Raw genomic sequence first — 23,140 nt, 5'->3', positions numbered from 1 at the left:
CTTATCGTCTCCCCACTCCCTACCCCCCACTCCCTACCCCCTAACCCTTGATTTGTCCTATGGTTCAACCTCGATCGCGAGATGTCCAAGTTGCCGAAATTGCCCAAAATACGCGCGTCTTACGATCTCGCACTTGGGATCGTCTCAAGTTTGAAGTCGAATACGCGCGACAAAAAGGCACAACCGCGAATAGCTATCTCATTCAGGCTGAGAAAAGTGCCCTGATTGATCCGCCCGGAGAATCCTTCACCGATATTTTTCTGAAAGAACTCCACGATCATCAATACTTTCAAAAGCTGGATTACGTGATTCTCGGTCACGTGAACTCCAATCGGATTGAGACTATCAAGCGACTGCTGGAAATTGCGCCACAGATTACGATCGTGTGCTCTAAACCTGCGGTCAATACTCTGAAAGCGGCGTTTCCCAATCAAGAACTCAACCTCTACGCAGTTCGAGGGGAAGAAGTGCTCGATCTCGGAAAAGGGCATGAATTGCAGTTTGCATTTACACCCACTCCACGCTGGGTCGATGGAATCTGCACCTACGATCCAGCGACTCGAATTCTCTATACAGACAAGTTCTTTGGCGCTCACGTTTGCGATGATCCGATCTTCGATGAGAACTGGAAAAAACTCGATGACGATCGACATTACTACTTCGATTGTCTACATGCGGCTCAGTCCAAGCAAGTTGAAGATGCGATTGACAAACTCTCCCGCTTCCGTCCCAAATGGTATGGAGTCGGTCATGGCCCGATTGTTCGCTACAGCCAAAGCCGCCTAAAACTTGAATATCTCGAATGGTGCGAGCAGCAAGAAACTCAAGAACTCTCCGTCGCCCTGCTTTACACTTCCGCCTATGGCAATACCGCAACGGTCGCTCACGCGATTGCGAAAGGCTTAACCGATACTGAAATCAACGTCGAATCGATCAATTGTGAACTCGCTGATCCAGCAGAGATTACAGCCGCGATCGAGCAATGTGATGGCTTTGTCATCGGCTCTCCAACCCTCGGCGGACATGCCCCTACTCAAATGCAGACTGCATTAGGTTTAGTCCTTTCTACTGCCTCTAAGACCAAGATTGCGGGCGTTTTTGGGTCGTATGGTTGGAGTGGAGAAGCGATCGACTTACTTGAAAGTAAACTGCAAGATGCTGGATTTGCCTTTGGATTTGACACCATTCGCGTCAAGTTCAAGCCGACTGAGGAAGACTTACAGCACTGTGAAAAGGCAGGGACAGAATTCGCTCAGGCATTGAAGAAAGCGAAAAAAGCGCGTGCGCCTCGTCAAGTTGTTGCAGAAGTTCAAAGCGATCGTACTGAGCAAGCTTTAGGTCGTGTCATTGGGTCATTATGCGTCATTACCGCAAATCAGGGAGAAACGCCGTTTGGAATTCTCACTTCTTGGGTTTCGCAAGCGACTTTTACACCACCTGGTGTGACGATCGCGGTTCCGAAAGGTCGGGCTGAGGGTGTGCTCGATCAAGCTGAAACGCCGTTTGTTCTGAACATTCTGAGAGAAGGTCGAAATGTCAGACGGAATTTCATCAAGATGACTGCCCCCGGAGAAGATCGCTTTGCTGAATTAAGTACGGAAACTGCGGCAAACGGCTGTGTCGTGTTACTCGATGCACTCGCCTATCTAGAGTGCAAGATTCAAAACCGAATGGACTGCGGCGATCATTGGTTACTGTACGCGACTGTAGAGAATGGCAAAGTCCTCGAAACGACGGGAATGACTGCGATTCAGCATCGTAAGTCTGCGACTGCCTATTAAGGTGGGGAAGTAGGGGAATGGGAAGTCCCCACTCCCTCTGATATTCACGCCCCAATCTTGTCGATATTGAATGGGAACCCACCTCCCTTTCGATATGCCCAAAATTAGCATCTGTATTCCCACCTATAATCGCGCCCACCTTTTGCCGGATGCGATCGACAGTGTTTTTGCACAAACGATCGCCGATTGGGAGTTGATCATCTGTGACGATGGCTCAAAAGATGCCACTCCAGAAGTGTTATCGCGCTATCACGACCCCCGAATTCGATACATCCGGCATTCTCGCAATGTTGGCAAAAGTAACAACATGCGATCGGGCTTTGAAATCGCAACCGGAACGTATTTTCTTAAATTCGACGATGACGATCGCTTAACGCCTGAGTTCTTAGAGAAAACAAGTGAAATTCTCGATCGCAATTCAACGATCGATTTTGTCGGAACTGATCATTGGATCATCGATTCCAAAGGGCAGAGAGACAATGCTTTCAGCGATCAGAACTCTCACAAATGGGGCAGAACAGACCTATCCGAAGGCATTCCCGATAACCTACTAGCAACGGTCTTCGTCAAACAAAGTTTTCAAATTGGGGCAACGCTGTTTAGAACACAAGCATTGCATGAGGTAGACTACATGCGCCCCAACATTCAAAACTGCGAAGATAATGATTTGTTCGTCAGATTAGCCTTAGAGGGAAAGCAAGGATACTACTTACCTCAACGCCTCATGGAATACCGTGTTCATGCGGAACAGCAAGGCATCGATCGCGCCATTCCCTATCTCAAAGACAAGCTCACTTATCTCGCCAATTTTGAATTCTCTGATTCAGGTTTAGAGAAAATTCGGCGATCGCGGCTCGCTGAAACTCAATTGCTGCTTGGATTGCGCCTGATCGAAATCGGCGATACCGAAACCGGACGAAACTTGGTGCGATCGGGCAAGTTCGCTTCAATTTCTAAAGCCTATACGGGTTTAGCCCTATCGCTCTTGCCCAAATCGCTGCGACAAACTGCCTTCCAAGGACTGCGCAAACTTAAGCCCTAAGGACCACCAAATACCGCATCCTCAACATCTTGACGACTGAGCGAATATTTGAACGATCGCTGAATATCACGCCCCTCAATGTTGAGATATCGCACGCTCAGTTGATCGACATCTAACATCAGTTCAGCCTGCCATTTTGGGCGTTCGATCGTCCAGCAGTGAAGTTCCTGGCTATCTTGTTCGCAGCCCATATCAGACAGCCATTCTTCGATCGCAGGCAGCGGATGATTGTAAAGCGGAGTGTCGGCAGAAGGTAAAGCCATAGCTAGAGTAATTTCACCTGTAAGGATTTGGGGTATATCTCATTTCTATCAACGATTGGCTCATTCCTCAATTCAAAGCCAAGTTCTCTAAGACACTGGCGGATTGGATGGCTCAGTCTTTTGCTCAATCTCTGTGGTCAATGCAGAGTTCAATGCAGAATTTTCAGATGCAGTCTCCGGCGAGGGTAAAAGTTCTTGTGCAGGTGTCTCTTGAACTGGCTGCACTTCTTCTACAATTTCTTTCACTGTGAAATGCTGAGCCGTGAGTGGCTGAAATGCTTGATCACCGCGAGTAATGCCGATCATAATCGCCAAAATCAAACATCCAACAAACGTTACACCCAGAATAAACAGCGCAAACAATTCGCCCGGAGATAAAGGTCGATCCGTTGCATCCAAATACGCTGAAGACTTCGGTTCAGGCTGATTCGGTTTGTGCAAGCTCGGCAAAGGGCGCACCACAACTACCCGCGAATATCCAATTACGCGATCGTATGCTGTACGACGCTCCGGATTGCTCAAGGTCGCGTATGCTTCATTTAAGCGCTGAAACTTCCTCGTTGCGATCGCGGTCGGCAGTTCCGTCGTATCCGGATGATAAAGCTTACTCAATTCCCGGTACGCCTGACGAATCTCCCGCACCGAAGTCGAAGGATGCAGCCCTAACAACGCATAATGATTTGGCTCGTTTACTGAATCAGATCGTTTTTCCTCTGCCACTGGCTCGTCCTTCAAAGCATTAGGACTATTATTGTCGCCCTAGCAAAACTCTGCAAGACTTTCGCGGTTTTGGAGTGTGCTGCAAATCTTAACCCAATCCAAACCCAGGGATTACCTGCCCTTGATCTTCAAAGACTACAGTGAATGGCGGGCTTTCAAGATGGAGCAGAGTTCATGATTCAATCGTTCGCACCACCACAGATTGAGCTACCCGATTCAAGACGACTTTTAGAACAACTTTACCGAGAACGAACCCTTCAACCCTTCCGAAGCGGTCAGAGAATTCCATTGCGCCCTGATCAGATTTGGGTGACTTGTCGCGGTGTGGTCGTGATCAACACCTTGCATCCAACAGGCGATGAAGCACTCCTCAGTATCGTGACTCCTTCGATGCCCTTTGGATTACCGCTGACCTGGATTACACCCTATCAAGCGATCGCATTAACCGATGTCGATCTGCTGCCCTTGACGATCGCAGAAGTCGAACGCTCTCCTGCACTCTGTCAAGGACTGTTTCGCCATCTCAGCCGCCGACTTCAACAATCAGAAGCATTTTTAGCGCTATCGGGCTGCCGTCGCGTTGAAGAACGCCTGAAACAGTTACTGATTCTGCTCCAGCATGAAATCGGGCAGCCGACTCAACGCGGCACCCGATTCACAATTCGCCTGACGCATCAGCAATTAGCCAACGCGATCGGCACAACTCGTGTGACCGTTACTCGATTACTCGGTCAATTGAAACAAGCTGGCTGGCTCTCGATCGACACCAAGCGCCACATCATTTTGCATCAATAGCCTGTCACCAAGCGCGCCACCTGCTGCGGGGGTTTGTTGATGGGAGTCCGAGCGACGACCGCCGACTGCATGACTACCGCTTCGATCGGGACAACGCCCCGCTCTTCGCCATTGATGATGGCAGCAGCGCGCTTCGACAAATCGAGAACGCGATTGTCAAAATACGGACCGCGATCGTTGACCCGCACGACAATGCTCTTGCCGTTGAGTTGATTCGTCACTTTGAGAAATGTCCCCAAAGGCAAGGTCGGATGTGCCGCCGTCAGATCGTTTTGATCGAAAATTTCTCCATTTGCCGTCTGGCGACCGTGAAAATAGGGTCCATACCAGGATGCCATGCCATCGATAAACTGCTGGGTTGGCTCTAATCCATACATCTGGGCTTGGGCATCTGCTAAAGCCAAGCTAGGTTGCCCCAGTGCGATGCGGAGATTGTTTGCCCATTCGATCGCGATCATTTCCGCTGGACGACCAGTTTGGGCAGCAATCTGATCCGTAATCGTCAAGAGGCTGCGATCGCCGAACTTCAACCTTGGCTGACCCAATTCCATTGCAGCCCGCACCTTTGAAGCATCGAAATTCGGAGTCGTCATCATTCGACGTAACTCTTTTCTAAACAGTTCTGCGGTCGAACGATCGCGAACCGTTGCAATTTGGCAGCCCTTGAGCCAGATTTGATAGCCTCCAATCGAATCAGACGAGCCAATTTGCCAGGTTGGACATTGCCAAAATCCCAGTTTCGGGAGAATAGGAGGATTTTCGCCGAGCAGCGCTCCGTCATAGCCCACTTCAACGATCGCAATCGCTCTGTCCATCTGTTTCGAGTCAGCCACGACTGGCAACTGATCAAACACAGACTGCATTGCATCGATAAACTGCGTTACCGGATGAATCGTATTGAGATTTGGAGCAATTTCTGAATTAAAGACGAGTGTCTCGACTGTGCTCAACCAGGTTTGGGAAGTGGAAGTTTCTGAGCGATCGAGCGAGACAGAAGAAGTAGCAGAAGAAGTAGGGGATGTTCCGAGTACCAGCGGTTGAAGCGAAGAAGAAGGTAGCACGGTAGAATGGCACGCGCGGCTGTTACACAGAACATGGGTGAGAAATTTGGGCGTTTCTAGTAGCTTCGTCCCAAAACTCGGGATTCCACTAAACCATGAAGCGACCCACATAAGTCCGAGTATCAACATTTTTGGTTATTTGTGATGAGGTTAAATCTCAAGATTGTATTTAGCAATACACTTTTACCAAGGGTTATTATAAAGTTCTCGCGGCACAAAATGGATTATCCCCAAGGCGTAATTTCACTAAGCTAACTGCCTTTTTTGGCCTAATCGTGTACCTTTTGGCACATTCCCACAACTTAAAACTATGCCATTACCGTTCTATATCGTAGATGTATTTGCTGAACACAAATTTGCAGGCAATCAACTTGCTGTTTTTCGAGCTAGTACCCAACTCACTACCGAGGAAATGCAGGCAATTGCAAAGGAAATGAACTATTCTGAAACGACCTTTATTCTGTCTGAAAGTCCGCAATCAGAAGGCTATAACGTGAGGATTTTTACACCAGAGCAGGAGTTGCCATTTGCGGGGCATCCCACGCTTGGCACTGCGTTCGTTTTGCAACAGATGATTATCCAAGATTCAGTATCAATCGTGAGATTAAATTTGCAAGTTGGGCAGATTCCAGTGACGATCGAGTATGCCGATCAGTCCATTGACATGCTTTGGATGCAGCAGAATCAACCTACGTTTGGTATGGGTCTAGATCGTGCTGAAGTTGCATCTATCCTAGGGCTGAGTTTAGATCAAATTGACGATCGGTTTGCGATCGAAACCGTCTCGACTGGCGTTCCATTCTTGATCGTGCCGCTGAAAACTCAAGACGCTTTGCAACAGGCGAAAGTGAACAAAGATTTATTTTTCCAACGCATCAAGACGATGGACGCGAAAGCAATCCTTGTATTTTGCCCTGAGCCACTCAATGCAGCCAATCAACTGAGCGTGCGTGTCTTTGCCGATGGGTTAGGCATTCCTGAAGATCCGGCAACAGGCAGTGCGAATGGATGCCTTGCCGCATATTTAGTCCAACATGCCTACTTTGGGCAAACGGAGATTGATATTCGAGTCGAACAAGGGTATATGATCGGACGACCTTCAGTGTTGTTCTTACGAGCTAGCCAGGAAAATCAGACCTTTGATATTGCTGTGGGCGGCAAAACGATTTTGGTTGCAAAAGGTGAATTTGTTTAAATTGCCCGTTTCTCGATACCCTAGAAAGAGCCTGAATCCTACTGATGTAATATGGATAAACCTCTAGATCCAGACCAATCGATCGAGCTTGCGACTCGCATCAAGAGTAAAGCCAAATCAAGTTTTCAAAATGCCTCGAAAGCAGTTTCAGTCGTCGATGGCGCATTGTATGTGCAGGGCTTTGTAGCTTGTGTTGGTGCGCCCTATAAACCGATCGAGCATGGCTGGTTAGAGTTAAGCGATCGCATTCTCGATCCGTCTTTGCCACATCTCAACCGCAAGCCTGAACACATTCACTACTATCCTGCTCAAAAATTAACAGCTAAACAGTTGAGAAAAGCTTTAGAAGAAGCGCAAGAGGACTATCCAGAAGATGATCCACTGCCGATTTATGGATCAACCCCGTATGAATATTACGGAGATTTGATGCTAGGTGGCAAAGAGTACACTCAAGCCTACGAAGCTGCCGTTGCAAAATGTGCAGAACTGAATCCACGCAAAAATCAAAACGCTCAAAACTAGCTCGCAGTCCATCATCTACAAATCTATAATCGTGAACGTTTCTTCTGCGATCGCCATTAGTCTGGGTGCAATTCCAGGCGCACTCAGTCGCTACTATCTCACCTTATGGTTTGGGCGGGTGTTTGGGGTGCAATTTCCCTATGGAACCTTTTTCATCAACATTACCGGGGCAATGCTGATGGGATTTTTTGTGGCGTATTTTCTCGATCGAGGCATCGGCACACCAGAACTACGGCTATTTTTTGCGGTCGGATTTCTCGGTTCTTACACGACATTTTCGACTTACGCACTCGAAACCTCAGTGCTGGTCAAATCTGGCAATCATAGCCTTGCTTTACTGTACTGGCTAGGAAGCGCCGCAATTGGCTATCTCGGGTTAGAGTTCGGCAGCTTCCTGGCACGTAGACTAAGCTAAATTCGGATGAAAATCGCGCAGCATCTTCTTCAATTCCATGCCGTGCAATTCTTCCTGTCCAATCATTCCGCGTGTAAATTCTTCTAAATAAATGCTGGCATCCTCAACAACATCCAGCAGTTGTTTGTATAGATTCAAGGCATTCGTTTCATGGTTCAAACTTTCCAGCAAAATATCATAGACCGAGTGCTTATCGGTTTCTTCGATCGTGGCAATTCGCAAACTCGGATGTCCCTCTAATCCCGTCAGAATCTCCCCAACTTGCTGAGCATGTAGCAGGGATTCACTCGCTTGGGCTTTTAGAAATTGCACGATCGGAATCCGATTGGGTCCTGTCACCATGAGAGCATAGTGCGTATACCGAACAACCCCCGCCAATTCTGCTTCCATAATGGAATTGAGTAAGTAAGTTGTTTTGTCGAGATCAAGATCTTTCATCATGGACGAACTCTGTAAAAGATTAGGATCTCACACCTTAACAGCAATTCTGATTCATTTAGGCATTTTTAATCTCTAAGGTTGTCTTTGGTTGTTTTGCAAAGTAACCCTCTCCTAAATGATCAAAGGCTGTACTTTATTAAGACCCTTGCAAAAGCACATGAATTGGGACACCTAAACCCAATGAGTATCGCAGCAAAAGCAAGAGAGAAAGCGTCGTTACAAAGAAAGCCGTACAATAAACATCCTGCGTCGTACACGATAGCTTTTCTTGCTTCAACCCGTAAAGATTCACCACATACAGCGGAAAATCACTCATCGCCACAACCACGATCGCACCGAGTTCACCAAATTGAGAAAATGCTAACGGCATCCCTAAGCCCACGATGCTCAGTCGAGCAAAATTACTTTGCGCCGAATACATCGGCTTGTTAATTGCCACTAAAGTCGGGCTAGTCGTATAGAACAGAATCGAAAACCAAATTCCAGAACACAGAATTGGCATCATCCAAGTTGCATCCTGGTATTGCTCCCAATGCTTATTTCGCCCTTGATACAGCAGCATAATGAACCAATCGCTGCACACCGTCAATCCGGCTAGAAAGACTGCTGTACCCACCAAAAGTAACCATCTTTGTTTCACAATTTTGGCGCGAAGCTGCAATCGCGACAAATCCAACTGCTTCGAGATGGTGGGAAAGATCACCTTTACACTCAATTCTTGAATCACACTCCGCGGAATACTCGCTAACGTGTAAGCGATCGTATATACCCCCAACCTCTCAAACGAGAGGAGCTTTGCCAAAATAAAGCGATCGGCTTGATCCGCCAAAAACATCATCGACGATGCCACCGCAATCCATTTTCCAAAATTCTGAATTTCTTTGAGAATCTCTTTATCAAACCGAAAGCGATTGTGATGTTTACGATTGACGAAATGGCTCGCCACCATGTTAATTGCCGAGCTAGCGACACCTCCGATTGCCAATGACCAGACAGACGGATGCCACCAACACAGCAAGACCAAAATCAGAAGCGTCACGATAGTAATGCTCATGTCGTAGAGCATGATCTTCTTGATTTCGATATGGCGCTCCCAAGTCAGCACCGCGGTCGAAGCTGCCCCCTCTAAGACCGCTGTAAAGCCGGTAATGGGCAACAGAAACAGGAGTTGCCCCTGCGGATCTTGGGCTTGATAAAGTTGAGCGATCGGGTAGGCGAGCAAAATACTAATCGCCCAAATTTGAAAGCCGCGAATCACTTTCAATGACCAAGCAGTATCAAGAAACAGGGGGTCATCACCGCGCTTATTGCTGATAATGCTCTGCGTAATCCCATAGTCGGAAAATAGCTCGATTCCGATTCTGATCGTGTTGACCAGAGCCATAAGACCAAAATACTCTGGCACCAATAAGCGCGTCAGAATCAGATTGCTGCCTAGCCTGAGAATTTGTTGACTACCGTAACCCGCAATTGTCCAGAATGCTCCCCTGAGCGCCACTTTCTTGAGTGAGTTGGTCATATGTTTGCTCTAGTCGTTCCTAGCAGTATGGGCAGCTAAATAGCCCCAGAGATAAGCGGTCGGAGAAATGGACTGCATCACCGTAAATTCTGTCGCCATCGGAAACAGAAAAATATCAAAATACGATTCAGTGGCGGGCCAGTCCATCGGGGCAGGGAACAGAACATCTTTGAATAGGTCGATCGTCCAGGTCTTACTATAAAACACTGGGTCATACGGACCGTATACGGTAATGCCAGGCGGCGGTTCAATGCCCCGCACACGCTGGTCAATGAGCAACGGATTGCGCGGAGTGCGGTATCCGACTCCTGTCGTGTAGGACATGTTATCGGGATTTGCGCCCAGTGAAAACTGAGTTGCAAGCACGCTCGATCGTAGATATTTCGGATTTTGACTTAAGTAATGAGCGCGAACCAAAGACACTGCTTTCGGCGCACCAAGACCATTTCCCCACCCGATCGGATGCATCGGCATTTCTTTTGACCATTTGAAAGCAGTTTGCTCGCCCACGGCTAATGCAGTATCCGCATCCCGCACTAGGGCATTATTCGCATTTTTCTGAACGGTTGCATCGACTAATTCTCTCGGCATTCGCGCATACAAGAATGCCGCATCGCGCTGATCATGTTCATCCCAGACGATCACATCCTGGGCGGGATCTTTGAAGACGGTCGTTTGTAGAAAGATCTGATGCCAGGAGCCACTGCCTGTTAGTTGATAAAGTTCTAGCGCGGCTAAGTTACGACTGTCACGAACGGGTTTCGGCATTGAAGTTCCACTTGAAACCCGTTCTGCATATGCCATCGCTCGCAGGGCACTCTCTTGATAAGTTTTTGCGAGTTGGGCATCTCTAGACTTGAGCCAGTGCGCGGCTCGCGCGGCAACGCCTGCATAGAGGTAGCTTGACCAGGCATCCGGAGCATAGGCATAAATTTTGTAAGACTCTTGCCAGCTTCCTTCCCCTAAACGCGGATCGCGCTGGGATTGGATGCCGCCGCGAATTCCACCGTCAGGCGTTTGGAGGCGGCGGAAGAAGTCGATCGTCCAAAGGGCTTCATTGACCACATCGGGTAAGCGGTCTTTGGATTCTGGGATGTTCAGAGAGACGCGATCGAAGTAGTTCGGAAAGAGTTCTGCCAATTCAAGCATGTGCCGCGAGACTTCGACATGTTGAATCCGGCGATCCCAATCGCCCGCATCAAAATAGCCGCCCCAAGCATCCGGGACAGTTTGCTTCGTTTCACCTGCCGCGAGTGCTTTGGGATATTCTGCGGTGCCGATGCCTTGATCAACTTGAGAAATTGGCGTTTTGGATTGATACACAACCGTGCCGTCTTGCGGATGGAACGCCCGCGGGCGCGTCCATTGGGTATAGGGTGCTGTTAAGGCAATGCCGCTGCGTTGATGATAAAGTCCACGGGCTGAGGTGGAGAAGGCGTTTTTCCAAACATCGGGTCGAATCTCAAAAGAACCAGAACACCCGATCGCTTCGACGCAAACTCGATATTTCCCAGGAGTTTGCAGAGCGGTGAAATCCATCATGTACACGTTGGTATTCGTGTAATTGCGCGATCGCGGATCTTCATTTTCCTGACTCGTGCGCGAGAGTTGAGTCTTCCCGGTAAAGGCTTTGCGATTCGTCTGCTCATCAATCACAGCAAAGGGCAGACCTGCACCATATTCCAGCCGTCCCCCATTTCCGAGCCAAGTTGAGAGAAACGCCACCTTGGCGTTTTCTTTCGGAGTGAATCCGATGTGTGAAACATGCACCGCTTCACTTCGCGTCCGATTTGGCTCAAATTTAAACGAGACAGTTTCAACACTGCTGCCTGGAAAGTTGATCTGATAAGTCTTTCCAGCTTTCAGCGCGCTCGGAAGTTTCAGATACATCGTATGCAGCATCGGAAATTCAAATTTCCATTGACCGACGCGTGCCATGTCGGTGGGTTTAGATTTGCGATAGACCGCGGTTGGATTAAGATTTGCCGAATAGGTGGAGTCTTCTTGGGAAGTAATCCGGTAGCTGGTCATGCGATCCGCCCATTGGGAATCAAACGGAGACGGGACAAATTGATCAAATGGATATAAGATATTGCGCTGTTTGCCCACTAAAGACCCGATCGCTTTACCGTTGCGAATCACCCAATCTTCGTCCACCGGACGAGGTTGCTCAATGCGATCGCCCGCTTGGGGTTTGTAGGGAGTCTGTTGAGCGTGAATGATCTTTCCGGTTTCAATCCGAATTGCCAAAAGGTCAGGCTTGACTAAGTAAGCCTGATTCACTTTAATCTGAGGGCGGTTGCCTGCATCGACACCCGAAACATTACAGCCGGTCAACGCTAGACCTAACCCTAGTGGAATCAAGGATTGAAGCTTCATAAAATTACGCTTTCCGCAAATCTCCCTATCTATTCTGCAATCCAATCTCACCCAGAACCGTAAGTTTATGGAAACCTTGCGGAATTTGATCAAGTGTTTAAAGAAACAATTTTCTCTCGCCCGATTTAAGCAATTTTCACTAGGCAGGACACTAGAATTTAGTTGGATTTCAGGAGAATAAGCAGACGCTTCACAATTGTGTTGTTTCTATGAAGCTCTCCCGCACAAAGGTTCAGTAGTTATACTTATTGACTGTTGCAGACCATAGAATTGCGGAGCAATTTAGCCAAAAGTCCGGGTTCACCCACCTTTTGACATAATTTGTTCACAGTTTGTTCACAAATGCAATTCGCTACTTGACCCAATTCTTGACTTTATTGTAGGCAGGGGATTTTTACGCTATGGATACTAGTTTGTTACTCGTCGTTCCCGTTCCGTTCCGAGTCGTGGACGGACGCTATGGGTTGGATGAGCAAACTTGTGACGGCTTGATTCGGTGGGTTGAGCATTTTGGTCGCGTTGTGATGGCAGCGCCAGTTTTGCCAGAGGCAGAAGCACAGGAACTTTCTAAAACCGAAACTTGGAGAGCGATCGAGGATTTGCCTTGTGCCGACCAGATTGAATTAGTGCCTTTACCATTTGCCTATAAACCAATTATTTACGTGCGTCAGTATCGGAAGATCCGTAATCTCCTACGAGAAAAGATTCAAGAATGCCAACTGCTCTGCTTTGCGCCTGCGGTTTGGATTGGAGATTGGGCAACGGTCGCCTGCCAGGAGGCAGTTCGGCTCAATCGGTCTTATGCCGTGTGGGCAGATCGGGTCGAGTATGAAGTGACCCGACGACTGCTGAAAGAAGAAACGCTGAAGATCAGAGTCAAGGAAACGCTAACCTTGCCGTTGACGCAGAAATATGTGCAGCAGGCAATTCGACAGGCGGAGATTGGATTGTTTCAAGGGCAAGATTGTTTTACCGCGTATTCTCCTTTAAATCCGAATTCCTATTGCGTCTATGACATTCACACGCAGAAATCCGATCAGATTAGCGCAGCACAATTAGCAGAAAAGCTCGATCGACTCAAGCGCAATCAACCGCTGAAAATTTGCTATGTCGGTCGTGCGGTCGAGATGAAAGGGGCATTTGATTGGGTGACGATCATTCACCAGTTGCATCAGCGGGGTCTGCAGCTTGAAGCAACTTGGCTTGGTGATGGGCATTTGCTCGATCAGATGAAGCAAATGGCGATCGAGTTAGGCATCGCCGATCTGATCACGTTTGGTGGATTTGTCAGCGATCGCGCTCAGATGTTAGAAACCATGCATCAGAATGATGTGTTTATGTTCTGCCACAAAACGCCGGAATCGCCGCGCTGTCTGGTAGAAGCGTTAGTTTCTGGCTTGCCGATTGTTGGGTATGACAGTCCTTATCCACGCGGCTTGGTCGCTCAATACGGCGGCGGGATTTTCACCCCATTGAATAATCCAACCGCCTTAGCTGATCAGATTGTGGCATTGGATCGCGATCGCGAAAAGCTCTGTGAGCTTGTTCAGCAAGCGGCGAAATCTGGAACCCTTTACGATGAGGCAACGGTTTTTGAGCATCGCAGTAATTTGATCAAGCAGTATGTGGTTCCGGGCAGTTTAGCAACGAAGCGAGAGGTTGCAACTGTGGGTTGAATCTTTCCGCAATCGTAAAGCGGCGATCTCATTCCCGCCACAGTACAATAAAGCGAACTTCATCGCTTGGCATTCATGAAGGAAGATTTCTTAAGTCGAGAACAGGAATTTCACGATCAGTGGGCAAGTACGATCGATGTCGATGGCATTCGAGTTTCGGACTATTTCGAGGCATGTACGGCTCCTGAAAATCGTTTCATTCTGAGAAAACTTGGGGATGTGCGTGGGAAATTGCTGCTCGATCTCGGCTGTGGAGCGGGTGAGAATAGCGTGTATTTTGCCAAACTTGGAGCGCGGTGTGTTGCCGCAGATTATTCGCCGGGAATGGTGGATGTGGCGCTGCAATTGGCTGAGAAAAATGGCGTGAAAATTGAAGGGCGCGTCGTGAATGCAATGGCGATCGATTTTCCTGACAATACCTTCGATATTGTTTATGCCTCGAATCTCTTACATCACATTCCTGATCCGAAAATCACTCTGCGAGAAATGCATCGAATTCTCAAACCTGGCGGCAAGGCTTGTTTTTGGGATCCGTTGCGGCATAATCCGGTGATTAATGTCTACCGTCGCATGGCGACAGAAGTGCGGACAGAGGACGAAACTCCTTTAGATATTGGCATTGTCAACTTTATTCGATCGCTTTATGCCAAAACCGATTTCGACACCTTTTGGATTGCAACGCTCTGGATTTTCTTGCAGTTTTATCTGATCGAACGCGTGAATCCCAATCAAGAACGGTATTGGAAGAAAATTATTCTCGAACAAGCTCGATTAGAGAAAACCTACTTGCGATTGGAAAAATTAGACAAGATTCTGAAAAAATTGCCGTTGATGAAGCGGATGGCTTGGAATTTAGCAGTGGTGGCAACGAAGTAATATAAAATCGACGATCAGTTTGCGGGGGAACTTATGCGGATTGGTCGATCGATATTAACCTACGGATTATTAAGCGCGATCGCAGTTCTGATGCTGATTCCGCTCGTTTGGCTCATCAGCACAGCGTTCAAGTCTCCGACTGAAGATATTTTTCAATTTCCGCCGCGCTTTATTCCGGTCAAACCGACGCTTGAGAATTTCGTTACCGTTTGGAATAGTAATCCATTCGGACGATATCTGTTCAATAGCACGTTGGTTTCTGTGTTGACGGTTGGATTGAATTTACTATTCTGCTCATTGGCAGCTTATCCATTAGCACGATTGAATTTTGCTGGACGAGAAGTGATTTTCAGCGCGATCGTCGCAACGATTCTGATTCCATTTCAGATTGTGATGATTCCGCTGTATGTTTTAGCCGTCAATTTAGAGCTGAGAAATACTTATCTCGGCATTATTTTTCCGGCGATCGCGTCTGCATTCGGAATTTTTCTATTACGTCAAGCTTTTCAAGGTGTGCCAAAAGAACTCGAAGAAGCCGCGCGAATGGATGGCTGCTCAGAATTAGGAATTTGGTGGCATGTGATGATTCCCTCGATTCGTCCGGCTTTAGTCACGTTGGCGATTTTTGTCTTTATCGGATCGTGGAGTGATTTCTTGTGGCCGCTGTTGATCCTCGATCGACCTGAATTTTTCACGCTGCCACTGGGAGTCTCAAATCTTGCGGGAACGTTCACACTCGACTGGCGCTTAATTGCCGCAGGATCCGTCATCTCGATTTTGCCGATTCTGATTTTCTTCTTGGTGATGCAGCGCTATATCGTTCCGACGGAAGCCGGAAGCGGGGTGAAAGGATAGTTCTAATTAAAACAGTTTGATGTAAAATAGTAACTGAACCCTGATAAAGCATTGCTGTGAACGTTGAGCTTGATTCTAAAACCGCTGCAAAACAGCCCTTCTACCCTACTGTGCGCGAACTCGCAACCACTTACCAGACCTTCTGTGCCTACGACGAAGCCCATATCCGAGAAACAGGACTGACCCCACCTCAGTTCGATGTGATTTGCACGCTCGGCAATACATCCGGCATGTTCATGAATCAGTTAGCTGAGAAAACTTTAGTCACAAAAGGCACCTTAACCGGAATCGTCGATCGCTTAGAACAAAAAGGACTGGTTCGGCGAGAAGTTCCACCGGAAAATCGGCGCTGTTTTTTGATTGTGCTAACTCCAGAAGGCGAGCAATTATTTGAGCAGATTTTTCCGCAACATACGCTTTATCTAAAAGAACGATTCGATCGCTTAAGTCCGACCGAATTGAAAGAGATTCAAGCGGCGCTCAGTCGTCTGAAGTCAATTTTTCAGTGATTGCTGAGGTGAGTGTTCATTCATACGATCGCAGTTTTTCAAACTCATATGCGCCCATTAATGCCCCCCAAATCGCCTGTTGCGTTTCGGGATTAATGCCTTTGTCGTAGCTCAAAAAGCGATCGCGCATCGCTTCAAAGCCTAAAGAAACTTGAATCACAGTTCCCTGGAGCGAGAACTTACAGCAAGTCTCAGGAGGTGCCGCTGCAATAAACCGCCCTGCCGACTCACTCACCTGCAACACGCACCCAGGAAGTCGTTCGATCTCCGATTCGCTCAAGCCTTCGAGCAGTTCCGGGTGTTGTCCGGCTCCTCGCACCAAATTTGGATCTTTGAATTGATAGTACTGAACTGTGATTGCACCCGCTGTTTCTTGCAGTCTCATCAATCGCTGTCGATAAGGCTGATCCAGCTTCAAAACATTTGATTGTTCTGCAAAAATCGTGAAGCTATCTTCGGTAAAGAGCTTGACCGGACGCTGCCACAGTCGTAGATGCACAAACCAGATTGGACTTTCAATCGCCTGAGCACGATTGCCAAATTCTCCTACAAGGTACTCTGCCAGCGTTGAAAGCACGTTAATTTCCTGGTTTCTCTCTCGATCGATTTCGCTACGATAAATACGATCGCTTAGCACAGTTATTATGCCAAACTATCCCGGAATTTCGAGTGAAGCCTTTCGTCATCCGCTCGATCGCCAAGCTGAAGATGCCTTGAGACGTGTCCCCGGTTTCGATCTCGTCGCTCGTAAATTTGTTGAATTTATCTATGAACGTCCTCGCTACATCTATTTGATGGGAAATTCGATTCAAGTCGGAGCGAGACAATTCTCTTCGGTCTACCAAATCTTTCGCGAATGCTTGCAAAGTTTAGACATTTCACCAGAACCCGCTTTGTTCGTCTCGCAATCGCCCGTCGTCAACGCCTATGCCTTGGGACAAGAACGCCCTTGTGTCGTGTTGAATTCTGAATTGCTGGATTTATTGAGTGAGACAGAATTGCGATCGGTAATCGCTCACGAATTAGGGCACTTAAAATGCGGACACACCACCCTGATGCAAATGGCAACCTGGGCATATTTTGCGATCGCGGGTCTGTCTGAATTGACCTTTGGACTGAGCAGCCTGATTAGCACAGGCTTACTGATGGCATTTTATGAATGGTTGAGAAAAGCAGAACTTTCTGCCGATCGTGCGTCTCTTCTCGTCATGGACGATTTGAACCTGACTCTCACAGGCATGATGCGTCTAGCAGGCGGCTCTAAAAAATATGCGCACGAAATGAACCTCGATGAATTGATCAAACAGAGCGATCGCTATCAAGCCTTAGACGAGGATCAACTGAACCAATTCTATAAATTTTCGCTCTATAACGATTTGTCAAGCGGCGTATTTCAATCACATCCGTTCACGATCGAGCGGATTCGCTTTTTGCAAGAGTGGGCAACTTCTTCCGAATTCCAAAATATCCGTCAAGGCAATTATGTGCGAGTGGGCGCAGAAGGTTCCGTAGACACAGAACCCCGAGCAGAAGAAGCCGACCGCCTAAAACGCGAAATCGAAGAATTACAGAAAGAAATTGAGCGCTTAAAACGATCAGACTAAAACATTCTCCCCCACTCTCCACTCCCCAATTTTCCTTAAATCTTCCCTATCGTCTACTCTCGAAGCCCCCAGCCCTTATAAACTAATCATCAGAGCTACAAATTGAGGGCTACGGGTATGACTGCTTCTGCACTTTGGCAACGCTATCAAGACTGGCTGTATTATCACGAGGGGTTAGACTTCTATCTCGATATCAGCCGAATGCGGTTTGACGATCGCTTTGTAGAAACGATGCTGCCAAAATTCGAGCACGCTTTTGCTCAGATGAAAGACCTCGAAGCAGGCGCGATCGCGAATCCAGACGAAAATCGTATGGTCGGACATTACTGGCTGAGAAATTCCGACCTTGCCCCGAACGCGGATCTGAAAAAAGATATCGTCGAAACGATTCAGCAAATCGAATCGTTCACGCACGATGTTCATTCTGGTGCAATCCATCCGCCGAGTGCCACCAAATTTACCGATGTCTTATCGATCGGGATTGGGGGATCAGCGCTCGGTCCTCAATTTGTAGCCGAAGCCTTGAGTGCGGATGCGCCTGCAATGGCAATCCATTTTATCGATAACACTGATCCCGCCGGAATCGATCGCGTCTTAGCCAAATTGGGCGATCGCTTAAGCACCACCCTCGTCGTTGTGATTTCTAAATCCGGTGGCACCCCAGAGCCTCGGAACGGCATGTTAGAAGTGCAAAATGCCTTCCGAGAAAAAGGGTTGGATTTTAGCAAGCAAGCGATCGCAATCACCGGAACAGGCAGCAATCTCGACCAATTAGCAAAATCCGAAGGCTGGATCACCACCTTCCCGATGCACGATTGGGTGGGCGGTCGAACGTCAGAACTCTCAGCCGTTGGATTGGTTCCCGCCGCCCTGCAAGGCATCAACATTCACGAAATGCTAGAAGGCGCGAAAGAAATGGATATCGCCACGCGCATTCCTGATCTCAAATCCAATCCAGCGGCACTGCTCGCGCTTTGCTGGTACTTTTCCGGCGATGGCAAAGGCAAAAAAGATATGGTGGTCTTGCCGTACAAAGACAGCTTGCTCTTGTTCAGCCGCTATCTTCAGCAGCTAGTCATGGAATCCTTGGGCAAAGAAAAGGATCTCGATGGCAATGTGGTGCATCAAGGCATCGCAGTCTATGGCAACAAAGGCACAACCGATCAGCACGCTTATGTTCAACAACTGCGGGAGGGTGTGCCGAATTTCTTTCTCACCTTTATTGAAGTTTTGAAAGATCGATCGAGTTCTTCGATCGAAGTTGAACCCGGTGTTACTTCGGGCGATTATCTTTCTGGATTGCTCCAAGGAACTCGTAAAGCTTTGTATGAAAATGAACGGGATTCCATCACTTTAACGATTCCAGAAGTGACCCCGCGAATGGTTGGAGCTTTGATTGCGTTATACGATCGGGCTGTGGGTCTATACGGATTTTTAGTCAATATCAATTCGTACCATCAACCGGGTGTAGAAGCAGGTAAGAAAGCTGCTGCGGTTGTTTTGGATGTTCAAAGCAAGGTGATGGAAGCCCTCAAAAAAGAGAACACACCAATTCCACTTGCAACTTTGGCACTCAATGCAGGTGTACCGGATGATGTTGAATCCGTTTACAAAATTGTGCGGCATTTAGCGGCGAACGATCGCGGCATTACCCTTCATGGTGATCCTGCGAAACCGGGAAGCCTAACGGTCAGCGCCACCTAACACTTCTTCAAGAATAGTTTGATGCAAGAAAGCCCGATCAACTAAGGAATGAATCTGGTCATCTGAGAGCGAGTCGCCATTGGCATAAAGCTCGATCCACAGACGGCTCAACTCATTTGGATCTGTTGGCAACCCTGCGATCGCACATCCTGCCATTTCTAGATCGCTCATGAGTTGAGTCACTTTCGGGTCGTAGCTTAGTCCAAAACAGCGACAGCCTTCTGACGCTGCCATGATCAAGGCATGTAGTCGCATCGCGATCGTCATTTCCACGCCTCGAAACACGCCTTTTAATTCTTGCGGGTGTTTGATCTGCAAAATATGACTGACTTCGGGAAGTGCTTCATGCAGCGATTGAGCGAGGGCAAAATCTTGGCTCGCTTGAAACGGCAGAAGTAATAGACACGTCTGCGTCGCTTTTTGAAAATCAATTAATGCACGGGTGAAAACTGCAATTCGCTCTGGCGTGAGATGTTTGTGCGATCGCAAATTCACTGCTACTCGCGGCGCAGGTAAATTCCATAAGCCCTCAACTGGAGTCGATTCCATTGCCCAAACGGGATCAGGCGCAAGAGTGAAAGGAATTTGCCACTGATTCAATAAAGCAGCCGAAGCCTGATCTCGAACGCTGACTTTTGTGCAACGTTGAAACGTCGATTTTGTAAAACCTTTGACCCACGATCGCTGAAGCGGCCCAATTCCCTGTGCCCAAGCGATCGTTTTCAACCCCATGAACTGCGCTAAGCGCATCAAACCACCGTAATAGATGGGATTCATTGCACTGGTGGAATCCTGCATCAAACTGCCGCCGCCCCAGATAAAGGCTTGCGATCGTCGTAATGCGCTGAAGACCTCTGGAAAAGATTTGCGATGACAGCTTTCGACACCGTAGCGATCGCGCGTTTGAGCCGGATCGCCGGAAAGCACGATCGGCTCAACCTGTTTCGGGAGAAGTTGCAGAAGCGAAGCGAGCAAGGCTTCATCTCCAGCATTTCCCATGCCATAGTAGCCGCATAAAACAACACGCATATTCGGAGCCTAAGAGCTTCTAGAATTAGACAGGATCACTTTACGACTTTTATGACGGCTCTCTCAATTCCCACTTGGATTATTTGGATGATTCATCTCTCAAGCCCAATCAAGTCGTTTTCTGCACCATCAAAAAGTCGTTGCGCTCGCGGAAATGATGCAGCGAAGCAATCGACCCGTTCATTCCTGGGTTAGCGATCGTCGGAATCGCTATGATGATGCAATATTCCAAATCATCAGCACGTTGGGGAATTGACGATGGTGCAGATTTCTGACAAAGCGCTAACGTTAGCAGAGTTTTTGCGGCTTCCAGAAACCAAGCCTGCCACCGAATATATTCAAGGTCAATTGGTGCAAAAGCCCATACCACAAGGAAAGCACAGCAAACTACAAGGGAAACTCGTTACAGAGATCAACTCCATTGCTGAATCAGATCAGATTGCATTAGCACTTCCAGAACTACGCTGCACCTTTGGAGACCGCTCAATCGTGCCTGATATTGCAGTCTTTACTTGGAATCGAATTCCTTTAGATGAGGAGGAAGATATTGCGAACACGTTCAATGCTGCTCCTGATTGGACGATTGAGATTCTTTCTCCCGACCAAAATCAATCGAAGGTCACAGCAAATATTTTGCACTGTCTGAAGTTTGGCTGCCAAATGGGTTGGCTCATTGATCCCAAATTGAAATCAGTTTTTGCCTATCCATCCGGTCAACAACCCGACTTTCTTCAGGAACCAGAACATTTGCTACCCGTTCCTGCTTTTATGTCAAACTTGCAGCTAACTGTCGGCGATTTGTTTAGCTGGCTGAAACTCGCAATTTCTTAAATTAGCGAGGCTCGAAACCTCTAGAATTGAACGAGTGTCTCTCACTCTACTATGACGGCTCTCTCAATTCCCACTTGGATTATTCACGTTTCCAGCGTCATCGAATGGATTGCAGCGATTTGGCTGATTTGGCGATATGCCGAAGTAAGTGGCGATTTGGTTTGGCGATCGCTCTCTTTTGGAATGTTGCCTGCACTCGTCAGCGCAATGTGCGCTTGTACCTGGCATTTCTTCGACAATCCACCTGCGCTCGATTGGCTCGTTACCCTTCAAGCAGCGATGACCGTCGTTGGAAACTGTACCTGCTGTGCAGCAGGTTGGTGGATTTGGCGCTCTACTCAAAATTCGGAATCATGATTTCTAAAGAAACGCTTTTTGCAATGTCGCTGTTTCCCTACTTGGGGTTTTTGTGGTTTTTAACGCGATCGGGTAAAACGCCTCGACTCGCCCTGATTGGCTTTTACATGACACTTGTATTTGTTGCGATCACAATTCCAGCGGGAATTTATGCCAAGATTCATTACGGCAAGCAGCTTGCAGATGTAGATTGGCTACATGGCAGTGCAGAGTCTTTTCTCACGTTGTCAAACATTTTAGTGGTTTTGGGATTTCGCCAAGCTTTGATTGCGAAAAAGCCACCCGTTCAAGAAGAATCGAATTAAAACCAGTTCGTAGGCATGAGGTTCTGACTTCGCTCAACCTACGAAAGCTACTGAAGCCGAACATTCTTTACTGAAGCGAGTGTGGAACGAAGTCGCAACGCATTCTCTCGATTGATCCATCTCTTCCCTTATGCCAAACTTTGCCCTTGCAATTCATACCAGTAGTCCTGATTTAGGACTCGCGATCGCTTCTCTCTCAGGTGAATCTCGATGGTCGGTTCAACCCCTAGGACGCGACCTATCAAGTCTATTACACACCCATCTAGTCGAATTTCTCGCCCCTCAAACCTGGCAAGATTTAGCCTTTATTGCCGTGGCGATCGGGCCGGGAGGCTTTACGGGAACTCGAATCGGTGTAGTGCTAGCTCGCACTTTAGCCCAACAGTTAGAAATTCCTCTGTTCGGGGTTTCGAGTTTGGCAGCCGTTGCATCAGGTCACACAGGCACGATCGCGCTACAGATGCCTGCTCAGCGAGGTGAACTCCACACAGCAATCTACCGAAATGGCGAAGCAATTCAATCGGATGCCGTGATGACAACTGAGCAATGGAGAGATGCTCTGGATCAGCATTCCATCGATCGCCGAATTGAGGTCGGTTCAGAACAAGGGCAGTATGTTGAGGGAATCTTAGCGATCGCGCTGCAACAGTGGCAAAAAGGGGAGCGCCCCCATTGGTCAGAAGCGCTCCCCCACTACGGTCAACATCCAGTTGCAATCAAAGCAAATTAGTTCGAGCGATCAAGACTCTCTTGCAATGCATCGCCACTGCGCTCTGCCGTATCCGGATACACTTGTCCGAAATCTTTCACGGCTTCCTTCGTTTCCTCAGCAATCCGCTTCACCCGTTGTCCAAGATTACCCTCAGTTTCACGAGCTTCGCGATTCCATTCACCCGTCGTTTTAGGACGATCACTGTTATTGCTATCCAAGTCGCGATTGATCTTCTGCATCATTTGCTTTGCGCCCGGTTGAGCCTCAGCACTCGATGCCCCTTTCCCTTCATAGATCGTTCTTTGCTTAGCACTGGGGCTATCCGGCGCACCTGGAGAATAGGATGGATCGGCTGCATGAGCTGCCTGCATCGGTGCAATCACAGCAATTCCTACAATAAAAATCACCAATACAATTCGGCGAATTTCGCGCACAACTCGGTTTAATCTATTCATCAGTCATATCCTCAACATTGACGACGTATGAATCCTAGAAGGAATGAATTCCCTCGATCGTCAATCCCAAGAAAGGTTCACCATAAACCGTTGG

Annotated in this window: 25 protein-coding genes; 16 read left to right on the top strand and 9 right to left on the bottom strand. The window is 48.0% G+C overall.

Going from position 1 to position 23,140, the window contains the following annotated elements:
- Window positions 1-59 precede the first annotated feature (59 nt).
- Both J0L70_RS11700 and J0L70_RS11695 read left to right on the top strand, forming a co-directional pair.
- Window positions 60-1,781 carry a diflavin flavoprotein gene (locus J0L70_RS11700; protein ID WP_017285966.1) on the top strand — a complete coding sequence of 574 codons (1,722 nt, stop codon included), beginning with the start codon at window positions 60-62 and terminating at the stop codon, window positions 1,779-1,781.
- 94 nt (window positions 1,782-1,875) lie between these two features.
- Entirely contained in the window at window positions 1,876-2,823 is a 948-nt protein-coding gene (locus J0L70_RS11695) for a glycosyltransferase family 2 protein (protein ID WP_287454663.1), read from the top strand.
- Here J0L70_RS11695 and J0L70_RS11690 read toward each other — a convergent pair.
- Together J0L70_RS11690 and J0L70_RS11685 are read right to left on the bottom strand one after the other, a co-directional pair.
- Entirely contained in the window at window positions 2,820-3,086 is a 267-nt protein-coding gene (locus J0L70_RS11690) for a DUF3143 domain-containing protein (protein WP_017285968.1), read from the bottom strand. The two genes, J0L70_RS11695 and J0L70_RS11690, sit on opposite strands and share 4 nt — an antisense overlap.
- 87 nt (window positions 3,087-3,173) lie before the next feature.
- Entirely contained in the window at window positions 3,174-3,806 is a 633-nt protein-coding gene (locus J0L70_RS11685; protein WP_287454661.1) for a J domain-containing protein, read from the bottom strand.
- Between the two features lie 174 nt (window positions 3,807-3,980).
- Here J0L70_RS11685 and J0L70_RS11680 point away from each other — a divergent pair, with 174 nt between their 5' ends.
- The gene (locus J0L70_RS11680; protein ID WP_036045169.1) at window positions 3,981-4,601 is read left to right on the top strand and encodes a Crp/Fnr family transcriptional regulator; all 621 of its coding nucleotides are present in this window, start codon (window positions 3,981-3,983) and stop codon (window positions 4,599-4,601) included.
- Here the strand turns inward: J0L70_RS11680 and J0L70_RS11675 are convergent.
- Window positions 4,595-5,773, bottom strand: coding sequence for a septal ring lytic transglycosylase RlpA family protein (locus J0L70_RS11675; RefSeq protein WP_017285971.1), 1,179 nt, complete (start codon window positions 5,771-5,773; stop codon window positions 4,595-4,597). The genes J0L70_RS11680 and J0L70_RS11675 overlap by 7 nt on opposite strands.
- A 199-nt stretch (window positions 5,774-5,972) precedes the next feature.
- On the opposite strand from J0L70_RS11675, the gene J0L70_RS11670 reads away from it, so the two are divergent.
- The 3 genes from J0L70_RS11670 to crcB are packed head-to-tail and all read left to right on the top strand — an operon-like array spanning window position 5,973 to window position 7,794.
- On the top strand, window positions 5,973-6,857 hold the full coding sequence (locus tag J0L70_RS11670; protein ID WP_287454659.1) for a PhzF family phenazine biosynthesis protein: 885 nt from the start codon (window positions 5,973-5,975) through the stop codon (window positions 6,855-6,857).
- Between the two features lie 51 nt (window positions 6,858-6,908).
- Window positions 6,909-7,379, top strand: a complete 471-nt coding sequence (locus J0L70_RS11665; protein ID WP_017285973.1) for a hypothetical protein — start codon at window positions 6,909-6,911, stop codon at window positions 7,377-7,379.
- 31 nt (window positions 7,380-7,410) lie between these two features.
- Entirely contained in the window at window positions 7,411-7,794 is a 384-nt protein-coding gene (gene crcB / locus J0L70_RS11660) for a fluoride efflux transporter CrcB (protein WP_017285974.1), read from the top strand.
- Here the strand turns inward: crcB and J0L70_RS11655 are convergent.
- The 3 genes from J0L70_RS11655 to J0L70_RS11645 form a co-directional block, all read right to left on the bottom strand.
- Window positions 7,786-8,235 (bottom strand): ferritin-like domain-containing protein, encoded by a 450-nt coding sequence (locus tag J0L70_RS11655; protein ID WP_017285975.1) that lies wholly within the window; start codon window positions 8,233-8,235, stop codon window positions 7,786-7,788. The genes crcB and J0L70_RS11655 overlap by 9 nt on opposite strands.
- Window positions 8,236-8,371: 136 nt before the next feature.
- Window positions 8,372-9,754: an oligosaccharide flippase family protein gene (locus J0L70_RS11650; protein WP_017285976.1), complete on the bottom strand. Its 1,383-nt coding sequence runs from the start codon at window positions 9,752-9,754 to the stop codon at window positions 8,372-8,374.
- Window positions 9,755-9,763: 9 nt separating this feature from the next.
- Window positions 9,764-12,133, bottom strand: a complete 2,370-nt coding sequence (locus J0L70_RS11645) for a glycoside hydrolase family 9 protein (protein WP_287454657.1) — start codon at window positions 12,131-12,133, stop codon at window positions 9,764-9,766.
- Between the two features lie 401 nt (window positions 12,134-12,534).
- Between J0L70_RS11645 and J0L70_RS11640 the strand changes: the two genes are divergently transcribed.
- The 4 genes from J0L70_RS11640 (at window position 12,535) to J0L70_RS11625 (ending at window position 16,049) form a co-directional block, all read left to right on the top strand.
- Window positions 12,535-13,809 (top strand): glycosyltransferase, encoded by a 1,275-nt coding sequence (locus J0L70_RS11640; protein ID WP_017285978.1) that lies wholly within the window; start codon window positions 12,535-12,537, stop codon window positions 13,807-13,809.
- Between the two features lie 75 nt (window positions 13,810-13,884).
- Entirely contained in the window at window positions 13,885-14,685 is an 801-nt protein-coding gene (locus tag J0L70_RS11635) for a class I SAM-dependent methyltransferase (protein WP_017285979.1), read from the top strand.
- A gap of 33 nt (window positions 14,686-14,718) precedes the next feature.
- Window positions 14,719-15,540 (top strand): carbohydrate ABC transporter permease, encoded by an 822-nt coding sequence (locus tag J0L70_RS11630; RefSeq protein ID WP_017285980.1) that lies wholly within the window; start codon window positions 14,719-14,721, stop codon window positions 15,538-15,540.
- 56 nt (window positions 15,541-15,596) lie between these two features.
- The gene (locus tag J0L70_RS11625) at window positions 15,597-16,049 is read left to right on the top strand and encodes a MarR family winged helix-turn-helix transcriptional regulator (protein ID WP_190651470.1); all 453 of its coding nucleotides are present in this window, start codon (window positions 15,597-15,599) and stop codon (window positions 16,047-16,049) included.
- 16 nt (window positions 16,050-16,065) lie between these two features.
- Here J0L70_RS11625 and J0L70_RS11620 read toward each other — a convergent pair whose 3' ends face one another.
- On the bottom strand, window positions 16,066-16,686 hold the full coding sequence (locus J0L70_RS11620) for a chromophore lyase CpcT/CpeT (RefSeq protein WP_287454654.1): 621 nt from the start codon (window positions 16,684-16,686) through the stop codon (window positions 16,066-16,068).
- Between the two features lie 7 nt (window positions 16,687-16,693).
- On the opposite strand from J0L70_RS11620, the gene J0L70_RS11615 reads away from it, so the two are divergent.
- Together J0L70_RS11615 and J0L70_RS11610 are read left to right on the top strand one after the other, a co-directional pair.
- Window positions 16,694-17,653 carry a M48 family metallopeptidase gene (locus J0L70_RS11615; RefSeq protein ID WP_287454652.1) on the top strand — a complete coding sequence of 320 codons (960 nt, stop codon included), beginning with the start codon at window positions 16,694-16,696 and terminating at the stop codon, window positions 17,651-17,653.
- 117 nt (window positions 17,654-17,770) lie between these two features.
- Window positions 17,771-19,357, top strand: a complete 1,587-nt coding sequence (locus J0L70_RS11610) for a glucose-6-phosphate isomerase (protein WP_287454651.1) — start codon at window positions 17,771-17,773, stop codon at window positions 19,355-19,357.
- Here J0L70_RS11610 and csaB read toward each other — a convergent pair.
- Window positions 19,337-20,386, bottom strand: a complete 1,050-nt coding sequence (gene csaB / locus J0L70_RS11605; RefSeq protein WP_287454649.1) for a polysaccharide pyruvyl transferase CsaB — start codon at window positions 20,384-20,386, stop codon at window positions 19,337-19,339. The two genes, J0L70_RS11610 and csaB, sit on opposite strands and share 21 nt — an antisense overlap.
- 258 nt (window positions 20,387-20,644) lie before the next feature.
- Here csaB and J0L70_RS11600 point away from each other — a divergent pair, with 258 nt between their 5' ends.
- The 4 genes from J0L70_RS11600 to tsaB all read left to right on the top strand — a co-directional run bounded on the left by J0L70_RS11600 (window position 20,645) and on the right by tsaB (window position 22,609).
- Complete coding sequence (locus tag J0L70_RS11600; RefSeq protein ID WP_287454648.1) at window positions 20,645-21,217, top strand: Uma2 family endonuclease; 573 nt, start codon at window positions 20,645-20,647, stop codon at window positions 21,215-21,217.
- A 51-nt stretch (window positions 21,218-21,268) separates the two neighbouring features.
- The gene (locus tag J0L70_RS11595) at window positions 21,269-21,574 is read left to right on the top strand and encodes a DUF2499 domain-containing protein (protein ID WP_017285987.1); all 306 of its coding nucleotides are present in this window, start codon (window positions 21,269-21,271) and stop codon (window positions 21,572-21,574) included.
- On the top strand, window positions 21,571-21,879 hold the full coding sequence (locus J0L70_RS11590; RefSeq protein WP_017285988.1) for a DUF3593 domain-containing protein: 309 nt from the start codon (window positions 21,571-21,573) through the stop codon (window positions 21,877-21,879). Before J0L70_RS11595 ends, J0L70_RS11590 begins: the two co-directional genes overlap by 4 nt.
- Before the next feature lie 130 nt (window positions 21,880-22,009).
- On the top strand, window positions 22,010-22,609 hold the full coding sequence (gene tsaB / locus J0L70_RS11585) for a tRNA (adenosine(37)-N6)-threonylcarbamoyltransferase complex dimerization subunit type 1 TsaB (RefSeq protein WP_287454646.1): 600 nt from the start codon (window positions 22,010-22,012) through the stop codon (window positions 22,607-22,609).
- On the opposite strand, the gene J0L70_RS11580 is transcribed toward tsaB, so the two are convergent.
- Entirely contained in the window at window positions 22,606-23,046 is a 441-nt protein-coding gene (locus tag J0L70_RS11580) for a hypothetical protein (protein WP_017285990.1), read from the bottom strand. The two genes, tsaB and J0L70_RS11580, sit on opposite strands and share 4 nt — an antisense overlap.
- Window positions 23,047-23,140 lie beyond the last annotated feature (94 nt).

This window comes from Leptolyngbya sp. UWPOB_LEPTO1, from assembly GCF_017302695.1.
Taxonomy (GTDB): domain Bacteria; phylum Cyanobacteriota; class Cyanobacteriia; order Leptolyngbyales; family Leptolyngbyaceae; genus Leptolyngbya; species Leptolyngbya boryana.
The sequence above is the reverse complement of the archived record's forward strand: the minus strand, read 5'-3'. Positions and strand labels throughout refer to the sequence as shown.

Excerpts from the sequence above, each read along its gene's own strand:
- J0L70_RS11700 (WP_017285966.1), top strand. The coding sequence starts at position 60 with ATGGTTCAACCTCGATCGCGAGATGTCCAAGTTGCCGAAATTGCCCAA.
- J0L70_RS11695 (WP_287454663.1), top strand. The coding sequence starts at position 1,876 with ATGCCCAAAATTAGCATCTGTATTCCCACCTATAATCGCGCCCACCTT.
- J0L70_RS11690 (WP_017285968.1), bottom strand. The coding sequence starts at position 3,086 with ATGGCTTTACCTTCTGCCGACACTCCGCTTTACAATCATCCGCTGCCT.
- J0L70_RS11680 (WP_036045169.1), top strand. The coding sequence starts at position 3,981 with ATGATTCAATCGTTCGCACCACCACAGATTGAGCTACCCGATTCAAGA.
- J0L70_RS11675 (WP_017285971.1), bottom strand. The coding sequence starts at position 5,773 with ATGTGGGTCGCTTCATGGTTTAGTGGAATCCCGAGTTTTGGGACGAAG.
- J0L70_RS11670 (WP_287454659.1), top strand. The coding sequence starts at position 5,973 with ATGCCATTACCGTTCTATATCGTAGATGTATTTGCTGAACACAAATTT.
- J0L70_RS11665 (WP_017285973.1), top strand. The coding sequence starts at position 6,909 with ATGGATAAACCTCTAGATCCAGACCAATCGATCGAGCTTGCGACTCGC.
- J0L70_RS11655 (WP_017285975.1), bottom strand. The coding sequence starts at position 8,235 with ATGATGAAAGATCTTGATCTCGACAAAACAACTTACTTACTCAATTCC.
- J0L70_RS11650 (WP_017285976.1), bottom strand. The coding sequence starts at position 9,754 with ATGACCAACTCACTCAAGAAAGTGGCGCTCAGGGGAGCATTCTGGACA.
- J0L70_RS11645 (WP_287454657.1), bottom strand. The coding sequence starts at position 12,133 with ATGAAGCTTCAATCCTTGATTCCACTAGGGTTAGGTCTAGCGTTGACC.
- J0L70_RS11640 (WP_017285978.1), top strand. The coding sequence starts at position 12,535 with ATGGATACTAGTTTGTTACTCGTCGTTCCCGTTCCGTTCCGAGTCGTG.
- J0L70_RS11635 (WP_017285979.1), top strand. The coding sequence starts at position 13,885 with ATGAAGGAAGATTTCTTAAGTCGAGAACAGGAATTTCACGATCAGTGG.
- J0L70_RS11630 (WP_017285980.1), top strand. The coding sequence starts at position 14,719 with ATGCGGATTGGTCGATCGATATTAACCTACGGATTATTAAGCGCGATC.
- J0L70_RS11615 (WP_287454652.1), top strand. The coding sequence starts at position 16,694 with ATGCCAAACTATCCCGGAATTTCGAGTGAAGCCTTTCGTCATCCGCTC.
- J0L70_RS11610 (WP_287454651.1), top strand. The coding sequence starts at position 17,771 with ATGACTGCTTCTGCACTTTGGCAACGCTATCAAGACTGGCTGTATTAT.
- csaB (WP_287454649.1), bottom strand. The coding sequence starts at position 20,386 with ATGCGTGTTGTTTTATGCGGCTACTATGGCATGGGAAATGCTGGAGAT.
- J0L70_RS11600 (WP_287454648.1), top strand. The coding sequence starts at position 20,645 with ATGGTGCAGATTTCTGACAAAGCGCTAACGTTAGCAGAGTTTTTGCGG.
- J0L70_RS11595 (WP_017285987.1), top strand. The coding sequence starts at position 21,269 with ATGACGGCTCTCTCAATTCCCACTTGGATTATTCACGTTTCCAGCGTC.
- J0L70_RS11590 (WP_017285988.1), top strand. The coding sequence starts at position 21,571 with ATGATTTCTAAAGAAACGCTTTTTGCAATGTCGCTGTTTCCCTACTTG.
- tsaB (WP_287454646.1), top strand. The coding sequence starts at position 22,010 with ATGCCAAACTTTGCCCTTGCAATTCATACCAGTAGTCCTGATTTAGGA.
- J0L70_RS11580 (WP_017285990.1), bottom strand. The coding sequence starts at position 23,046 with ATGAATAGATTAAACCGAGTTGTGCGCGAAATTCGCCGAATTGTATTG.